Genomic DNA, 16,101 nt, shown 5'->3' on the forward strand with positions numbered 1-16,101 from the left:
TGCTTTAAAAGTGCTTAAGCCCCGAGTATTCGGGCATTTCATCATTTTTTACGATAGGAAGGGACTAATTGTGAACAAGTCTGAATTGATCGAAGCAATTGCTCAAGAAGCCGGCATTTCCAAATCTGCTGCGCAAAAAGCTTTGGATGCTACTACTAATGCCGTAACCAACGCGTTGAAAAACGGCGACACTGTTACTCTGGTCGGTTTCGGTACTTTCTACGTCGGCGAACGCGCCGAACGTCAAGGCCGCAACCCTAAAACTGGCGAGCCTTTGACTATTGCTGCTGCTAAAACTCCTAAATTCCGTGCCGGTAAAGCATTGAAAGACGCTCTGTAATTTAGAGTCTTTCCCTGAATGGGAATAAAAAACCGATTTGATTCGGTTTTTTATTTTGAAGGCCGTCTGAAACCTTTCAGACGGCCTTTAGTTTGTTGAGTGCATAAAAAGGCTGAAATCCTAATGATAAAAGGATTTCAGCCTTTTTAGTTTATCTTGTTACATTTGATTTTTATATTGATATACCTTATCATTAACGGAAACACAGTATTCAAAACAAACCGCACTTATCGAAAGAAGGGGCAAATAGCCATTCATAACCAATCTTTCAAATGTGCCACGCACTCGTCATACTTCTCACATTTTTTCAATAATCTGATTTTAAAACAAATGAAAAGAGAGGCTTATGTCTACCATTCCTTTATCAAGCCTTAAAAAAGGCGCAGTCGTACATATTGATTCCATTGCTCCCAACCCTGTTTTTGGTGATTTGGATACCTTGGTAACCCGTCGTCTTTCGGATTTGGGTTTTTCCAGCGGAATGCCGTTGCAAGTGATTGCAGTGGGTGGTTTTGGGAGAGGCCCGTTTGCGGTACGTTTGGGTAACCAATCCCAATTCTCCCTGCGTTTGGAAGAGGCCGGGAAGATTATGTGTCGTATCGTTGAGGCCGTTTAAGGCCATCTGAAAGAATAAGGAAAAATGATGGAACTAAGCTATTTTGCCTTGATTGGCGCGCCAAACTGCGGCAAAACCGTTTTGTTCAACGGTTTGACCGGCTCACATGCCAAGGTTGCCAATTATCCGGGCGTAACTGTCGATAAGCGCGAGGGCGCCTTCCTCGACGACGAGGCCGTCCGCATTATCGACCTGCCGGGCACATACAGCCTACGCACGACCAGCCCTGACGAAGCGGTGGCGAAAGATGTAATGGTAGGCAAGATGGGCATTCCGCCCGATGCCATTATTGCCGTTGCCGACGCGACCAACCTGCGTATGACCCTGCGCATGATTTTGGAACTGAAAACGCTGGGACTGCCTATGGTGGTGTCGCTGAATTTGAGCGACGTGGCCCGCAAAAGGGGCTTGAATATCGACGCGGCCAAACTGAGCGAGTTGTTGGATGCACCTGTTTTGGAAACAGTTGCAGTGAGCGCGTCGGGCGTACAGGCTGTACGCGAAGCCGTGGCGAAGCTGCCGCGCAAACGCTCTTTCCCCGCAAACCCCGCCTCTGCCGAACGCACGCTCGATGCGCTGGATAGCGACAAACTTTATCAAGAAGTCGAATCGATTTTAGCACAAGTGGTACGCACCCAGATGACGCTGCCCGCATGGCACAAAAAACTCGACGACATCGTGCTGCACCCCGTTTGGGGCATGATTATGCTGCTGGTGATCCTGTTTATGGTGTTCCAAGCGGTTTACACTTGGGCGGCACCGATTATGGATGCCATCGAAGGCGGCTTTGCCGCGCTGGGCGAATGGATAGGCGCCAACATGGAGCCGGGCATCCTCAACGACTTGCTCGTCAACGGCGTCATTGCCGGTTTGGGCAGCGTGTTGGTGTTCCTGCCTCAGATTACGATTTTGTTTGCCTTTATCCTGCTTTTGGAAGACTCGGGCTATCTGCCGCGTGCAGCCTTCCTGTTGGATAACATCATGGCGAAAAGCGGTTTGTCCGGCCGTTCGTTTATTCCCCTTTTGTCCAGCTTTGCCTGTGCCGTTCCTGCCGTGATGTCGGCGCGAACCATTAACGACCCGCGCGAACGCCTTGTTACCATTGCGGTTGCGCCGTTGCTGACTTGTTCCGCACGTTTGCCGGTATATGCGCTGATTATCGCCGCCGTCATTCCTGACCGTACAGTGGGTGGTATTTTCAACCTGCAAGGCCTGACACTGTTTATTCTTTATATCGCAGGCATCCTGTCGGCTGCATTAGCGGCATATATCATGAAACGCTTGGCGCGAATGAAAGGCAACGTGCAACAATTCCCACTCTTGATGGAATTGCCGACTTTCCGTACGCCTAACTTTAAACACATCATGACCAGCCTGTGGGATAGGGTGAAAGCCTTCCTGAAACGCGCGGGTACCATCATTTTTGCGTTGGCCGTGGTTCTGTGGGGCTTGGTAAGCTGGCCGCAACCGCCTGAAGGCGCAACCGGTGCAGCCATCGATTACAGCTTGGCAGGTACGCTTGGTCATGCTATTCAGCCGTTGTTTGCACCTTTGGGCTTTACTTGGGAAATGTGTATCGCCATGATTCCGGGTATTGCCGCGCGTGAAGTAGTTGTCGCCGCTTTGGGTACCGTTTACGCCGTCAGCGCGTCGTCTGAAGATGCGGTACAAAACGCACTGATTCCTATCGTACACAACAACTGGGGCTTGCCGACTGCCTTTGCTTTCTTGGCTTGGTATGTGTATGCTCCGATGTGTGCCGCGACTTTGACCGTGATTAGACGCGAAACCAAATCCACGAAAAATATGCTTATGATTACAGGCTATTTGTTCCTGATGGCTTATTTTGCCGCATTCGTGGTTTACCAAATTTCTTCAAGGATACTATCGTCATGACTCAATATATTATCGTCGGCTTGATTATGCTCACCTGCGTATTCTTCCTCTTGCGAAAATTCGTGTTCAAACCGAAAAAACGCGACTGCAGCAGCGGCTGCGGCAAATGCGGCGGTTGCGGTTAAATAAAGAGGGTTAGGTAAAAGTAAAAGGCCGTCTGAAATGGTTTCAGACGGCCTTTTTGTATGTTTGAACTATGGTTCAATCGTTGTTGTAGGGTTTTCTAAGATTCTGTGACAAAACGCTTAAACTGTCTTTTTTCTTGGGAAAATGATGCAAGTGATTAAAAATATCAATGTTCCCCCTACGAAATCAATCAAATGGTGCTGATAGACAAATAAGACCGAAATAGCGAGTAAAAATCCCCAGATACCAAAAAATGATTTTAAGAATTTGGATTTGAATTCTCTACAATAAACCTCAGCCGAAAGAAAAGCGAAACTCACATGTAATGACGGGCGTTGATTAAAACTACTGTCCAATTTTCCCAAAATATAAAAGAAGGATTTTAAAATTTGGTTATCGACTTCAGGCTTGGGAAAATAAAATTTCATAGGAGATATTACAAATAGAGCAGTAGAAACTCCGATTAAAAAGGTTGCTCTTTTTATCAGTAATTTCAGACTGCTTTCGTTCTTTTCCAAAAATATAGTGACCAAGAAGAAAAACGGTGGCGTCATATAAGGCAACATAAATATGGGCAAGAAAGGAATATTCCTTTCCCAGTCTATAAAATATGAAGGCACATTATCGACTGTATATGTATAAAACTCAGCTCCCTTTTAAAAAACGATAAAAAATATTGATATAAAAATTGTATATTTAATCTTTAGTTTCGATAGCTTATCCACTTACCAATTTTCTCCATCCATGATTCCAATATAATTAAAATCGTAAAAGTTCATCACACTATCATATATATCAGTGATATGGAATATGTCGCACTGTCTCTAATATTTTGTCGGATGGTTATTCCATCTATGGTTTCAGACGACCTCGAAAGGTGGATTGTAAAAAAAGCGCAAAATTACAGATTAGGTATGATATTGAAGTGAATCTTTCAGTAGTCTCATGATTTATTGAACGGGAAGTATGAAATGTCCGGTAATGGTGTAGCGGTTGAGGACATCGTCTTCACGGGTTCCCGAACCGATATTATGGATAATCAGTGGCCTGTCGCCGATTTTTCGATCGGAGACAATGCCGATATGGGGACGGTTGCCTTTTAGTTCCCAAGTTACAATATCGCCAGCTTGATAGTTTGTATCTTGAACGGCCCAGCCTTGACGCGTGAAATAAGTCATTAGGTTAGAGGCACGGCGGTGGTCGATATTGGTATCAGGTTGTTTCAAACCCCAGCGTTTAGGATAGACGGAAAAGTTACGGCTCATTTCTTGATGAACAAGCTCTTGCAAATCTATATTTTGCTCACGCAATGCACGGATGACCACGTCTGTACAAACGCCTTTTTCCATCGGCACATCGCCCATCGGATAAGTGAGCTTCGTGTAAGCCGGGTCGTAACGAAGGGTTTTACCAATTTGATTTCGTGCAGATTGGACAATTTGCGGAGATGGTTCTTCGGGTTCGGTAATCTCTTGTTGTAGGAAATCGGTATTAATACTTGGGATAGAGTTGTGATGACGGGCAAAAAATACAGCTGTTGTAATCAGAAGGATAGAAAGCACAATACTGATAACTATGGGCTTAAAGGCTGTTTTGTGTTTCATGATATATACACGGCTTAGATGTTGTTTGCATTATTATCAAATTTTTGGGTGGGTTGGCAATGCATAATGGAAAAATGGTCTTTAGCAAGTATGTATGGGTAAATAATAGATGAGTGTTATTTGGGTATTACTAAAACGTTTTTCGTAAATATAGATTTTAAATTGGTACATGATAAAAGGTCGTCTGAAACAGGTTTCAGACGACCTTTTATTGTAAAAATCTATAAATTTAATAGATAATAACTATTCTCATATTATCAAGCTAGAAAAGATAACCCGCTGATTAACTTGATATTTTATATGGTTAAATTATGTTAACTAAAACATACGCTATCCAAACCTGATTTCACAGTTGATTTAAATCATAATGTCTTGTGTCCAAATCTCTAAAATACCCGAAATCATATTAGATATTGATTTTCGAATAACAAACTACAAGAGTCGAGGAACGCAAAATGCCGAAAATCCCTGAGTTGGTTTGTCCTGCCGGTAATCTGCCTGCTTTGAAGACGGCGGTGGACAATGGCGCTGACACAGTTTATATGGGGCTGAAAGATGCGACGAATGCGCGCAATTTTCCGGGACTGAATTTCGATATGAAATCGGCGCAGGAAGGGGTAGCTTACGCCCATGCGCGCGGCCGCAATGTGTTGATGGCAATCAATACTTTTGCCCAGGCGGGGCAAATCGAGCGGTGGCATCGGGCTGTCGATACGGCGGTGCAACTGGGGGCGGACGCGATAATCGTTGCCGACCCTGCGATTATGGCTTATGCCGCCGAGCGTCATCCTAATTTGAGGCTGCACATGTCGGTGCAGGGTTCGGCGACCAATTACGAAGCCATCAATATGATGAAGGAACTGTTCGGCGTCCGCCGTGCCGTGTTGCCGCGCGTTTTAACGGTCGATCAGGTCAAGCATGTGATTGACAATACGGATGTGGAAATCGAAGTGTTCGGTTTCGGCAGTTTGTGTGTGATGGTAGAAGGGCGCTGCATTTTGTCGAGTTATGCGACGGGCGAATCACCGAATATGCAGGGCGTGTGTTCACCGGCGAAGGCGGTGCGTTGGGAGCAGCTGCCCGACCGCATGAACGTGCGGTTGAACCAGGTGTTAATCGACCAGTACAAACCGAACGAACCGGCAGGCTATCCAACACTGTGCAAAGGCCGTTTTGAAGTCAATGACGAAACCTATTACGCGCTGGAAGAGCCGACCAGCCTGAATGTTTTGGAAATGTTGCCCGAACTCATCAAAATCGGTGTATCCGCCATTAAAATCGAAGGCCGCCAGCGCAGCCCGATGTACACGGCGCAGGTTACCAAATCGCTGCGGCAGGCTTTGGACGCGGCCGCTGCCGATCCGGCTCATTTCAAAGTCAATCCGGTGTGGAACAACGCGCTGAGCAAGGTTTCGGAAGGGCATCAGACGACCTTGGGCGCATACAGCCGTCCGTGGAAATAAGGGAGGAGGAAAAATGAATCCGATGAAATTATCGTTGGGGCCGGTTTTGTTTTTCTGGCAGAAGGAAGCCCTGCTGGAATTTTACGCCGCCATGCTGGATGCGCCAGTGGACACCATTTATCTGGGCGAAGTGGTGTGTTCGCGCCGCCAGAAAATGCGTTTTGCCGACTGGGTCAGCTTGGCGGAAGATTTGGCGGAAAGCGGCAAAGAGATTATCTTGTCGTCGCAGGTGCTGCTGGAAAGTGAATCCGATTTGAAGCGCCTGCGTAAAATCACGGGGCAGGACAAATTCAAAGTCGAAGCCAACGACATGGGTGCGGTCAAATTGGAGCGCGAACACGGTATTCCGTTTGTCGCCGGCGCCAGCCTGAACATTTACAATGAAAGTACGCTGGCATTGTTTCAGAAACTTGGCGCATACCGCTGGATTGCGCCGTCCGAGTTGAGCCGCGACAAAGTTGCTGAAATCATCAAGGCTTCAGACGACATCGAAACGGAATTGTTTGCTTGGGGCAAAATGCCTTTGGCGTACTCTTCACGCTGCTTTACCGCGCGACATTACAACCTGAACAAAGACGGCTGCGAATTCCGCTGCTTGGATTACGAGCAAGGCATGGACATGAACACCCGCGAGGGCAAGCCGTTTTTAACCATCAACGGCATCCAAACCATGTCTTACGGCTGCCAAAACCTGCTGCCGCACCATGAGGATTTGCGACAAATCGGTGTGAACATGCTGCGCCTGTCGCCGCAAATGCACGGCATGGCGGAAATCGTCCGTATCCACCGCGATGTATTGGACGGCAAAACCGCACTGGCGGATGCGCTGCCCGAATTGGAAAGATTGACCACCGGCACGCTGGTGGACGGCTATTGGCACGGCCAGCCGGGTATCGAAGCCGTGAAGGAGGAATATTATGGCGTTGCCTGAAATCGTATTGCCCGCATGGGCGGGAAAAATCGGCGGTAAACTACCGGGCAGGCCGCCGCGTTTCGCTTTGGTTTTTGCCCTCAACACCATGCTCAAACGTGGATTGCTGCCCGCCGATATGAGCCTGTTTGACGGTCGAACCTTCGAAATTGACGTATTGGACGCAGGCATCAAGGTGCGTTTCACCGCCAATGCCGAAAAATTCATCGATGCGGATTTTTTGGGTACGCCCGATTTGCGCCTTGCCGCCAACGGCATCGACTTTATGCGCATGATGATGCGCGAGGAAGACCCGGATACTTTGTTTTTCAACCGCAAACTGCAAATCGAAGGCGATACCGAGCTTGGGCTGATTACCAAAAACCTGCTCGACAGCGTGGACTGGCCGTTCGGAGATTGGTTTTTGAAGCGGCAGATGTCCGACTGAATGCCGGTTCGTGCAAGAATAAAGCAAAGCATTCATCCATTAAGTTTATGATTTAAAAATAAAATATCCAATACCTTTTACAAAATTCCCAAATCCCTAAATTTCTACCAAGGTATTTAGGGATTTGGGAATTTGTGTTTGGATTTTGGCCACCGGGTAAAAAGGTATTTTGCAAAAGTCTCAATCCACAACAAAAAGGCCGTCTGAAAACCAAATTCCGGTTTTCAGACGGCCTCAATCATTTAAAACTTTCAACAAACTCTTATTTCAACGCTTCCAACAGCTTTCCGTGTATTCCGCCGAATCCGCCGTTGCTCATGATCAAAATATGGTCGCCTGCTTCGGCATTTTTCACAATTTCGGCAACAAAGGTATCGAAGTCTTTGCCGACGTGCAGCTTGCCGCCCAAAGGCGCGAGTGCCTCGGCAACGTCCCAGTCCACGCCGCCGGCGTAGCAGAACACTTGGTCGGCGCCTTTGAGGCTTTCGGGTAAGGCGGCTTTCATGGTGCCGAGTTTCATGGTGTTGGAACGCGGCTCGAGGACGGCGAGGATGCGGGCGTTTCCGACGCGCTGACGCAGGCCTTCGATGGTGGTTTCGATGGCGGTCGGATGGTGGGCGAAGTCGTCGTAAACGGTGATACCGTTTACCGTGCCTTTGATTTCCATGCGGCGTTTGACGTTTTTAAACGCGCTCAAGGCTTCGCAGGCCGTCTGAATATCGACTCCGGCATGACGTGCGGCGGCGATGACGGCGAGCGCGTTCATGCGGTTGTGTCCGCCCATCAAATCCCATGCGACGTGTCCGGCTTTTTTGCCGTCAAGCAACACGTCGAACGAGCCGTCGGTATTGACTTCGCCGACCTGCCAGCCGTGTTCGGTGCCGAATTTTTCCACCGGCGTCCAGCAGCCTTTGTCTAAAGTGTCTTGCAGACTTTGCTGCTGTCCGTTGCAGACGATTAAGCCTTCAGACGGCACGGTGCGCACGAGATGGTGGAACTGGGTCTGTATCGCGCCCAAATCGGCGAAGATGTCGGCATGGTCGAATTCCAGATTGTTTAAAATGGCGGTACGCGGACGGTAATGTACGAATTTGGAGCGTTTGTCAAAAAAGGCAGTGTCGTATTCGTCGGCTTCGATAACGAAGAATGGGGATTTTGAATTAGGATCTTGGCGCGGCGTTTGCGGCAGACGGGCGGAAACGCTGAAGTTTTCCGGTACGCCGCCAATCAGGAAGCCTGGTGCGAGACCGGCATATTCCAAGACCCAGGCGAGCATGGAGGCTGTAGTCGTTTTGCCGTGTGTTCCGGCTACGCCGAGTACCCAGTGTTGGTGTAATACGTTTTCAGCAAGCCATTGTGGGCCGGAAATATAAGGCAGGCCGCGGTTTAAAATCGCTTCAACCACATCCATGCCGCGTTTGGCAACATTGCCGATAACGTAAATATCGGCTTTAAATTCGTCTAATTGAGCGGCATCAAAACCTTCGTGTACGCCTATACCTAAGGCTTCAAGCTGGGTGCTCATCGGTGGATACATCTTCGCGTCGCAACCGCTGATTTTAAAACCTGCTTCTTTGGCAATAGCCGCTACGCCGCCCATAAATGTGCCGCCGATACCGATAATGTGGATGTGTTTCATGATAAGACCGTCTTGGGAATGAATTAATTTTAAAGCCGTCATTATAACGGAGTTTGGATAAAGGGGTCGTCTGAAAAGTAAAGCGGCAATAAGAATAGGGGAGAGATAGGGAGGATTGAATCTTAATAGGGAATTTTTAGGTTATAGTTGCTACTGAAATATTTATACTTTGGGTGCTGTGATGCCGATTGAAAAAGGTATGAAATGGCTGGGCGATATGACTGTAGTTCTGTCTTTGCTCATGCTGGTGTTTGTTTTCTTGGTTGACCCGACTCACTACTTCCTCAGCAACTTGGTTGTCTCTATCGATAATATCCTTACTCAAACCGTTCACCATTCTTTCGAGCTGTACTTGTTCCACAACCGCGATTGGTCTAATGGCTTACTGGGTATGGTGGATTACTTGGGCACCATTTGTGGGCGTGTTCTTAGCGAAAATTTCCAAACGCCGTACTTTGCGCGAATTCGTGCTGGCATCCATTATGGTACTAGCCGGCTTCCTCGTGATTTGGTTCTCCGTATTCTCCGGCTTCAGCCTGCTTGATACTGTTGAAGGTACTGGACGCTTGGCAGAAATTGTCAATAAAGGCGACTACGAAGGTACATTCTATTACCTGCTCAATATGCTGCCTCTGTCTTTCGCAACCAAACCGTTGACCGTTATCCTGTTCTTAGGTTTCGTGGTTCTGGTTTGTTTGTGAAAGTTGTCGGGTGCGACGTTCAAAATACACTGTTGCCATGGCAATCGCAGCGGTCATCAATGCCGTTGTGGTTAAGATAACAAGGGGCTGCGGCGGTAAAACGGTGGCCAGCCCTGCGCCGATAACGAATAAGGTCGTCTGAAAAATCCAAAGCCGTTGCGGTCGGCGGTGTTCGGGCTTGTTGTACGGTGTGTTGGCGGCAACCCCGAGATAAAACACGCCTAAACCGAGCCACAGCATTCGGACGGACTCAGCGGTAGCGGTGCTGTTTTGGTGCAGCCACGCCAGTGCCACCGTTGTCAAAGCGATGCCGATCAGTACGGCATAATGGCTGTACGAGGGCAATGCGCCCGAGTTTTGCGCTTTGTGTTCGTCGATAAAATAGGAAAACTGCATCACATAAACCGTAAACATCGCAAACAGAATCACAATCACGGGCAGTGCGCCGATTTCAAACTTCGCCACGTGGAAATAAGGGGCGATGTCGATCACGGTTTCGCCGAAAAAAATAATCACCAGCCCGTTTAGGCGTTCGAGTAGATGCGGAAAATTCACCGCAGGTTGCTTGTGGCTGACAAAGGTGGGCAAAATCCAACCCAAACCGAAACCGCCCAGCGCAACCCACTGTCCGATATGGGCGGGAAACAACAGCGAACCGAGCACCATCGCCGCCGTCAATCCGCGCAATCCCGCCACCAGCTTGATTCTGCGGCGTTGTTCGGGGGAAGCGTGGCGGGCAAGCTGCAACAGATATTGCAGGCAGACACTGCCGACCAGTAGCCCCAGCGCAAGATTAAACGGCACAAAATTCGCCAGTCAGTCGCTGCCCACCGCATTGGACAAAAACAGCAGCAAAAACATATCGGCAAACAAAAACAGCCGATCCCGCCAAGAGTTGTTGCCGAAGCGGTTGATGTAAATGCTCTGGTATAACCAAACGGTAAACAGAATCACCAGCGAAATCAGAAACGTGACGTAATCGGCTTCGTCGGCGTGGTGCACCAGCTCGGTGGTGCGGGACAAAGCATATACAAACACCAAATCATAAAACAGCTCGGGCAGCCCGACTTTTTTCTCTCCAACAGGCATAAGCCCTCCGGTTGTGATGAATAATTTATTGAAGAATAACAGTTTTTACCGACAAGTACCATTGACTGGGCGGCTTAAAAATAGCTCTCGTCAATGTCCATTTTGCCCAGTTTTTGGTTAATGGCGTGCAATTCGTCCGCAGTCAGGCGGATTCGCAGTGCGCCGAGGTTTTCCGCCAAGCGGTGTTTTTTGGTGGTGCCCGGAATCGGTACGATAAAGGGCTTTTGCGCCAGTTCCCACGCCAACACGATGTGCGCGGCGGTGGCGGATTTGGCGGCGGCGAGCTCGTGCAGCAAGTCCAACACAGACTGGTTTTTCGTCATCACATCCGCCGAAAAACGCTTCATCGTGCGGCGGAAATCGCCTTTGGCGTATTGGGTCTGCGCGTTAAAACGGCCGCTTAAAAAGCCGTTCCCCAGCGGGCTATATGCTACAAAGCCGATATGGTTGGCTTCGCAAAAAGCAAACAATGCTTTTTCGGGGGCACGGAACACCATGGAATATTGGTTCTCCGTGGCGGTAATGGGCGTAACGGCGTGGGCGGCGACCATATACTCAATCGGCGTGTTGGACACGCCCCAATGATGGATTTTGCCTGCCTTAATCAATTCGCCCATTACTTCCGCTACCGCCTCGGCGGGTACATTCGGGTCAATGCGATGCTGGTAATACAGGTCGATGTAGTCGGTTTGCAGATTGCGTAAGGATTCGTCCACTTGCTTGCGGATGGATTCGGGGCGGCTGTCCAGCACATTCTCCACGCTGCTGGCGGAATGAGTTTGCCCCACAATGCCGATCCAACCGTAGGCGACAACAGTACGGTAGTAAATTTTGCTTTTGCACCGACTTCAGTAGGCGGCTTGGGCATCAACTACACAATCACGCCGGAAGGCTGGTTGTATACGGTAAGCCATACTCAAGAGCAACAAGAGAAAGTCAACATATTCGTCAATGCTCTGAAAGTAGGCGGAAAAAATCTGCTCGAATTTCTTAATGCTTGATAATGTGAGATTTTTGGTAGATTGAACCTAAGTCAATCATAGAAAACGGATACATAAAATGCTGCTTGTTTGATAAGCGGCATTTTTATTATCTATGGTTTCTATGTTTATTCAGGCTGGCAGTGATGGTTTGATGTCTTAGAAAAGTTGTGGCTGTAATTGTGAAAATAATGCCGTCTGAAAAATAAGTTCTGAGCAAACCACGCTACGACTTATTTTCAGACGGCATTTGTCTTCTGTATTTTACGATTTCTATTAAAGTGCTGCTTCTGAGCGTTCTCCGGTACGAATACGGATCGCTTCTTCAACGGGATAAATAAAGATTTTACCATCACCGATTTTGCCGGAATGCGCGGTTTCTAAAATGGCGTCCACAGCCTGATCGACTTTGTCGTCAGCCAATACCAATTCGATTTTCACTTTAGGCAGAAAATCGACTGCGTATTCTGCGCCACGATAAATTTCCGTATGGCCTTTTTGGCGGCCGAAACCTTTGACTTCGCTGACAGTCATGCCGGTAATGCCGATTTCAGTCAGGATTTCACGTACATCGTCGAGTTTGAAAGGTTTGATAATGGCTTCGATTTTTTTCATATTGAGTCTCCTTATTTGCGAAAAGGCCGTCTGAAACATTCAGACGGCCTTTGTTCCATCAAGTTCGTTCAAATTTTATTTGAGTGAACTTATTTCTTTTTCTGAGCAGGCAGGTCGGTACATACGCCCAATGCCACTTCCGCAGCCATACCGATGGATTCGCCCAGAGTTGGGTGTGGGTGGAGAGTTTTACCGATATCGGCTGCATCACAGCCCATTTCAATCGCCAAGCAGACTTCGCCGATCATATCGCCGCCGTTAGGACCAACGATACCGCCGCCGATGATGCGGCCGGTTTCAGCATCAAAAATCAGCTTGGTGAAACCATTGTCGCAACCGTTGGCAATCGCACGGCCGGAAGCAGCCCATGGGAAGTTGGCTTTGGTGATTTTGCGGCCGGAAGCTTTGGCAGACAATTCGGTTTCGCCAACCCATGCCACTTCAGGAGAAGTGTAGGCAACGCCCGGAATAACGCGCGCGTCGAAGTAGGCTTTGTGGCCGGCACAGTTTTCAGCGGCAACGTGGCCTTCGTGTACGGCTTTGTGTGCCAACATCGGTTGACCGACGATATCGCCGATAGCGTAGATGTGCGGCACGTTGGTGCGCATTTGTTTGTCCACTTCGATGAAGCCGCGATCAGTTACAGCAATACCGGCTTTCTCAGCGCTGATGAGTTTGCCGTTAGGCGCACGACCGGCAGCTACCAGTACGGCATCGTAACGTTGTGGCTCTTTAGGCGCATTTGCACCTTCGAAGGTAACGTAAACGCCGTCTTCTTTAGACTCGACAGCAACAGTTTTGGTGTTGATCATGATGTTGTCAAAACGGTATTCGTTTTGTTTTTGCCATACTTTAACCAAGTCGCGATCTGCGCCTTGCATCAGGCCGTCCATCATTTCAACAACATCCAGGCGAGAACCCAGAGTGCTGTAAACCGTACCCATTTCGAGACCGATAATACCGCCGCCGATAATCAGCAGTTTGCCCGGTACTTCTTTCAGGGCCAATGCGCCGCTGGAGTCAAAAATTCGAGGATCTTCAGGGATGAAAGGCAGTTTGGTTACGCGGCTGCCTGCTGCAATGATACAGTTTTTGAAGGCAACGATTTTTTTCTCACCGGTAGGAGTAGCTTGCTCGTATACTTCGCTGGTCGTCAGAGAAACTTCCAAGTGGTGCGGATCTAAGAATTGGCCGTCACCTTGGATAATGTCTACTTTACGGCCTTTCGCCATGCCTGCCAAACCGGTAGTTAAGCGGGAAACAACGCCGTCTTTGTAAGCGCGCAGCATGTCGATATCGAGTTCAGGCTCAGGATATTTGATACCGTTGGCAGCCAAGTGGCGTACTTCATCGATAACGGCAGCATTGTGCAACAGGGCTTTGGAAGGGATACAGCCGACGTTCAAGCAAACGCCGCCCAAAGTTTTATAACGTTCAACGATGGCAACTTTCAAGCCTTCGTCAGCAGCGGCAAATGCCGCAGAATAACCGCCAGGGCCGCCACCCAATACAACTACGTCGTATTCGGCATCGGCAGAACCGCCGAATTGAGCAGCTTGAGGAGCAGGAGCCGCTGCTTTAGGTGCTTCTTGTGCAGGAGCGGCAGGCGCTTCGACTTTAGGGGCAGATGCTGCACCTTCGGCCTCAACGACAACAATCAAACCGCCTTCGGAGATTTTGTCGCCCACTTTAACTTTAACTTCTTTGACTACGCCTGCAACTTCGGCAGGGACGTCCATAGTCGCTTTATCGGTTTCCAAAGTAATCAGTGTATCGTCCACAGCAATGGTATCGCCCACATTTACTTCAACCGCAATAATATCTACATTTTCGTGACCGCCAATGTCGGGCACTTTCAATTCAATTAAGCTCATGTCTAATCTTTCTGAATGATGTTCGGGCTTCTTTTTTTCAGACGGCCTTTCTATTCAGGCCGTCTGAAAATGCTCGGATTACAGAGTAATGCGGCGGAAGTCTTTCAACAGGTTAGCCAGGAATACGGTGAAGCGCATACCGGCGGCACCATCGATGACACGGTGGTCAAAGGACAGGCTCAATGGGCACATCAGGCGTGGAGCAAATTCTTTGCCGTTCCAAACCGGTTTGATTTGGGATTTGCACACGCCCAAGATAGCAACTTCAGGAGCATTCACGATTGGTGTGAAGCCTGTACCGCCGATACCGCCCAAGCTGGAAATGGTAAAGCATGCGCCTTGCATTTCTTGAGGTTTGAGTTTGCCTTCGCGGGCTTTTTTAGACAATTCGGTCAGCTCTTGGCTGATTTGTTTCAAGCCTTTTTGATCCACGTCTTTGATGACTGGAACAACCAAGCCGTTTGGCGTGTCTGCTGCGAAACCGATGTTGAAGTAGTTTTTCAGCACCAAGTTGTCGCCATCCAGAGAGGCGTTGAATTCAGGGAAGGCTTTCAGCGCAGCAACAGAGGCTTTAATGATGAACGCCAATGGGGACAATTTCACGCCTTCGCGTTCCCATTCTTTGTTCAGCTGTTTGCGGAATTCTTCCAATTCGGTCATGTCCGCTTCTTCGTGTACGGTAACGTGAGGAATCACAACCCAGTTGCGAGACAGGTTTTGACCGGAGATTTTCTTAATGCGTGACAGTTCTTTAACTTCGACGCTGCCGAATTTAGAGAAGTCAACTTTAGGCCATGGCAACAAGTCCAGACCGCCGCCCAAAGAAGCAGCGGCAGGTTTGCCTGCACCGCTTTGCATAACGGATTTAACGAAGGCTTTAACGTCTTCGCCCATGATACGGCCTTTCAGACCGGTACCTTTGACTTGGCCCAAATCTACGCCCAATTCGCGCGCCAGTTTGCGTGCGGAAGGACCTGCATGCGCTTTTGCAAATGCAGCTTCATCGATTTTGGCAGCAGCAGGAGCAGCAGGAGCAGCAGGTGCAGGCGCAGCTGCTGGTGCAGTAGGAGCAGGAGCGGCAGCTGGTGCAGGTGCGGCAGCTTGAGCGGCAGGAGCAGGGGCTGCTGCGGCAGAGCCGGCAGTTTCTACTTCAATAATGGCGGAGCCTTCGGATACTTTGTCACCAACTTTCAGGAATACGGCTTTAACCACACCGGCTTCGGTACATGGTACGTCCATGGTGGCTTTGTCGGTTTCCAGAGTAATCAGGGTGTCGTCAACGGCAACAGTGTCGCCGACTTTAATTTCAACGGCAATAACGTCAACGTCAGAGTGACCGCCGATATCAGGTACAACAACTTGTACGGTAGCGCCACCGGCAGGAGCGGCTGCAGGCGCAGCAGCTGGAGCAGCAGGAGCTTCTGCTGCAGGAGCGGCATCTGCAGCGGCAGCACCGGTTTCAACGGTCAGAATAACGCCGCCTTCAGAGATTTTATCGCCAACTTTAACTTTAACTTCTTTAACAACACCGGCTGCATCAGCAGGTACGTCCATAGTGGCTTTGTCGGTTTCCAAAGTAATCAGGGTGTCGTCAACGGCAATGGTGTCGCCTGCTTTAACTTCTACAGCGATGATGTCGACGTTTTCATGACCGCCGATATCAGGGACTTTGATTTCTACGATACTCATTTGAGTTCCTTTAATATTTTCAGTTTGATGCCGTCTGAAAACTGTTTCACACGGCATCGGTACAGTTTATCTGTTCAAACCATTCAAGCATTTGGTTTTCAGACGGCCTAA

The 16,101-nt window shown here is 48.9% G+C and carries 16 protein-coding genes and 2 pseudogenes; 10 read left to right on the plus strand and 8 right to left on the minus strand.

Going from position 1 to position 16,101, the window contains the following annotated elements; genetic code table 11:
* The first annotated feature begins 70 nt into the window (after window positions 1–70).
* From HMPREF2872_RS02800 to HMPREF2872_RS11215, 4 genes are all read left to right on the plus strand, one after another.
* On the plus strand, window positions 71–340 hold the full coding sequence (locus HMPREF2872_RS02800) for an HU family DNA-binding protein (RefSeq protein WP_003683413.1): 270 nt from the start codon (window positions 71–73) through the stop codon (window positions 338–340).
* 346 nt (window positions 341–686) lie between these two features.
* Window positions 687–956, plus strand: a complete 270-nt coding sequence (locus tag HMPREF2872_RS02805) for a FeoA family protein (RefSeq protein WP_049349822.1) — start codon at window positions 687–689, stop codon at window positions 954–956.
* Window positions 957–983: 27 nt separating this feature from the next.
* Window positions 984–2,852 carry a ferrous iron transporter B gene (locus HMPREF2872_RS02810; RefSeq protein ID WP_049352309.1) on the plus strand — a complete coding sequence of 623 codons (1,869 nt, stop codon included), beginning with the start codon at window positions 984–986 and terminating at the stop codon, window positions 2,850–2,852.
* Window positions 2,849–2,977: a FeoB-associated Cys-rich membrane protein gene (locus HMPREF2872_RS11215; protein WP_082156001.1), complete on the plus strand. Its 129-nt coding sequence runs from the start codon at window positions 2,849–2,851 to the stop codon at window positions 2,975–2,977. Before HMPREF2872_RS02810 ends, HMPREF2872_RS11215 begins: the two co-directional genes overlap by 4 nt.
* 120 nt (window positions 2,978–3,097) lie before the next feature.
* Here the strand turns inward: HMPREF2872_RS11215 and HMPREF2872_RS02815 are convergent, their stop codons facing one another.
* Window positions 3,098–3,556 carry a phosphatase PAP2 family protein gene (locus tag HMPREF2872_RS02815; protein WP_283118970.1) on the minus strand — a complete coding sequence of 153 codons (459 nt, stop codon included), beginning with the start codon at window positions 3,554–3,556 and terminating at the stop codon, window positions 3,098–3,100.
* Window positions 3,557–3,928: 372 nt separating this feature from the next.
* On the minus strand, window positions 3,929–4,582 hold the full coding sequence (locus HMPREF2872_RS02820; RefSeq protein WP_070631050.1) for a DUF1287 domain-containing protein: 654 nt from the start codon (window positions 4,580–4,582) through the stop codon (window positions 3,929–3,931).
* A gap of 455 nt (window positions 4,583–5,037) precedes the next feature.
* Between HMPREF2872_RS02820 and HMPREF2872_RS02825 the strand changes: the two genes are divergently transcribed.
* From HMPREF2872_RS02825 to HMPREF2872_RS02835, 3 genes are read left to right on the plus strand one after another with little or no spacing between them, the layout of a single operon-like run.
* Complete coding sequence (locus HMPREF2872_RS02825) at window positions 5,038–6,045, plus strand: ubiquinone anaerobic biosynthesis protein UbiU (protein ID WP_070631052.1); 1,008 nt, start codon at window positions 5,038–5,040, stop codon at window positions 6,043–6,045.
* Between the two features lie 13 nt (window positions 6,046–6,058).
* Window positions 6,059–6,976 carry a U32 family peptidase gene (locus tag HMPREF2872_RS02830; protein ID WP_070631054.1) on the plus strand — a complete coding sequence of 306 codons (918 nt, stop codon included), beginning with the start codon at window positions 6,059–6,061 and terminating at the stop codon, window positions 6,974–6,976.
* On the plus strand, window positions 6,963–7,403 hold the full coding sequence (locus HMPREF2872_RS02835) for a ubiquinone anaerobic biosynthesis accessory factor UbiT (protein WP_070631057.1): 441 nt from the start codon (window positions 6,963–6,965) through the stop codon (window positions 7,401–7,403). The genes HMPREF2872_RS02830 and HMPREF2872_RS02835 overlap by 14 nt, the downstream gene beginning before the upstream one ends.
* A gap of 262 nt (window positions 7,404–7,665) precedes the next feature.
* Here the strand turns inward: HMPREF2872_RS02835 and mpl are convergent, their stop codons facing one another.
* Window positions 7,666–9,042 (minus strand): UDP-N-acetylmuramate:L-alanyl-gamma-D-glutamyl-meso-diaminopimelate ligase, encoded by a 1,377-nt coding sequence (gene mpl / locus HMPREF2872_RS02840; RefSeq protein WP_070631059.1) that lies wholly within the window; start codon window positions 9,040–9,042, stop codon window positions 7,666–7,668.
* A gap of 217 nt (window positions 9,043–9,259) precedes the next feature.
* Between mpl and HMPREF2872_RS11945 the strand changes: the two are divergent.
* Window positions 9,260–9,361, plus strand: a pseudogene (locus HMPREF2872_RS11945) (hypothetical protein); the annotation flags it as partial.
* A gap of 58 nt (window positions 9,362–9,419) precedes the next feature.
* Window positions 9,420–9,743: a BCCT family transporter gene (locus HMPREF2872_RS11950; protein WP_070631063.1), complete on the plus strand. Its 324-nt coding sequence runs from the start codon at window positions 9,420–9,422 to the stop codon at window positions 9,741–9,743.
* Here HMPREF2872_RS11950 and HMPREF2872_RS02855 read toward each other — a convergent pair.
* Both HMPREF2872_RS02855 and HMPREF2872_RS02865 read right to left on the minus strand, forming a co-directional pair.
* Window positions 9,714–10,832: pseudogene (locus HMPREF2872_RS02855) on the minus strand (low temperature requirement protein A). The gene HMPREF2872_RS11950 and the pseudogene HMPREF2872_RS02855 overlap by 30 nt on opposite strands.
* Window positions 10,833–10,906: 74 nt before the next feature.
* Complete coding sequence (locus HMPREF2872_RS02865; protein ID WP_070631069.1) at window positions 10,907–11,620, minus strand: aldo/keto reductase; 714 nt, start codon at window positions 11,618–11,620, stop codon at window positions 10,907–10,909.
* On the opposite strand from HMPREF2872_RS02865, the gene HMPREF2872_RS11725 reads away from it, so the two are divergent.
* Window positions 11,606–11,833: a hypothetical protein gene (locus HMPREF2872_RS11725; RefSeq protein WP_003683601.1), complete on the plus strand. Its 228-nt coding sequence runs from the start codon at window positions 11,606–11,608 to the stop codon at window positions 11,831–11,833. The two genes, HMPREF2872_RS02865 and HMPREF2872_RS11725, sit on opposite strands and share 15 nt — an antisense overlap.
* Window positions 11,834–12,088: 255 nt before the next feature.
* Here HMPREF2872_RS11725 and HMPREF2872_RS02875 read toward each other — a convergent pair whose 3' ends face one another.
* The 3 genes from HMPREF2872_RS02875 to aceF all read right to left on the minus strand — a co-directional run bounded on the left by HMPREF2872_RS02875 (window position 12,089) and on the right by aceF (window position 15,990).
* The gene (locus tag HMPREF2872_RS02875; RefSeq protein WP_003683576.1) at window positions 12,089–12,427 is read right to left on the minus strand and encodes a P-II family nitrogen regulator; all 339 of its coding nucleotides are present in this window, start codon (window positions 12,425–12,427) and stop codon (window positions 12,089–12,091) included.
* 89 nt (window positions 12,428–12,516) lie between these two features.
* On the minus strand, window positions 12,517–14,301 hold the full coding sequence (gene lpdA / locus HMPREF2872_RS02880) for a dihydrolipoyl dehydrogenase (RefSeq protein ID WP_070631070.1): 1,785 nt from the start codon (window positions 14,299–14,301) through the stop codon (window positions 12,517–12,519).
* 78 nt (window positions 14,302–14,379) lie between these two features.
* Window positions 14,380–15,990, minus strand: coding sequence for a dihydrolipoyllysine-residue acetyltransferase (aceF, locus tag HMPREF2872_RS02885; protein ID WP_070631071.1), 1,611 nt, complete (start codon window positions 15,988–15,990; stop codon window positions 14,380–14,382).
* Between the last annotated feature and the right edge of the window lie 111 nt (window positions 15,991–16,101).

Origin of the sequence: Neisseria sp. HMSC069H12 (genome assembly GCF_001812735.1) — a bacterium.
GTDB classification, from domain to species: Bacteria; Pseudomonadota; Gammaproteobacteria; order Burkholderiales; family Neisseriaceae; genus Neisseria; species Neisseria subflava.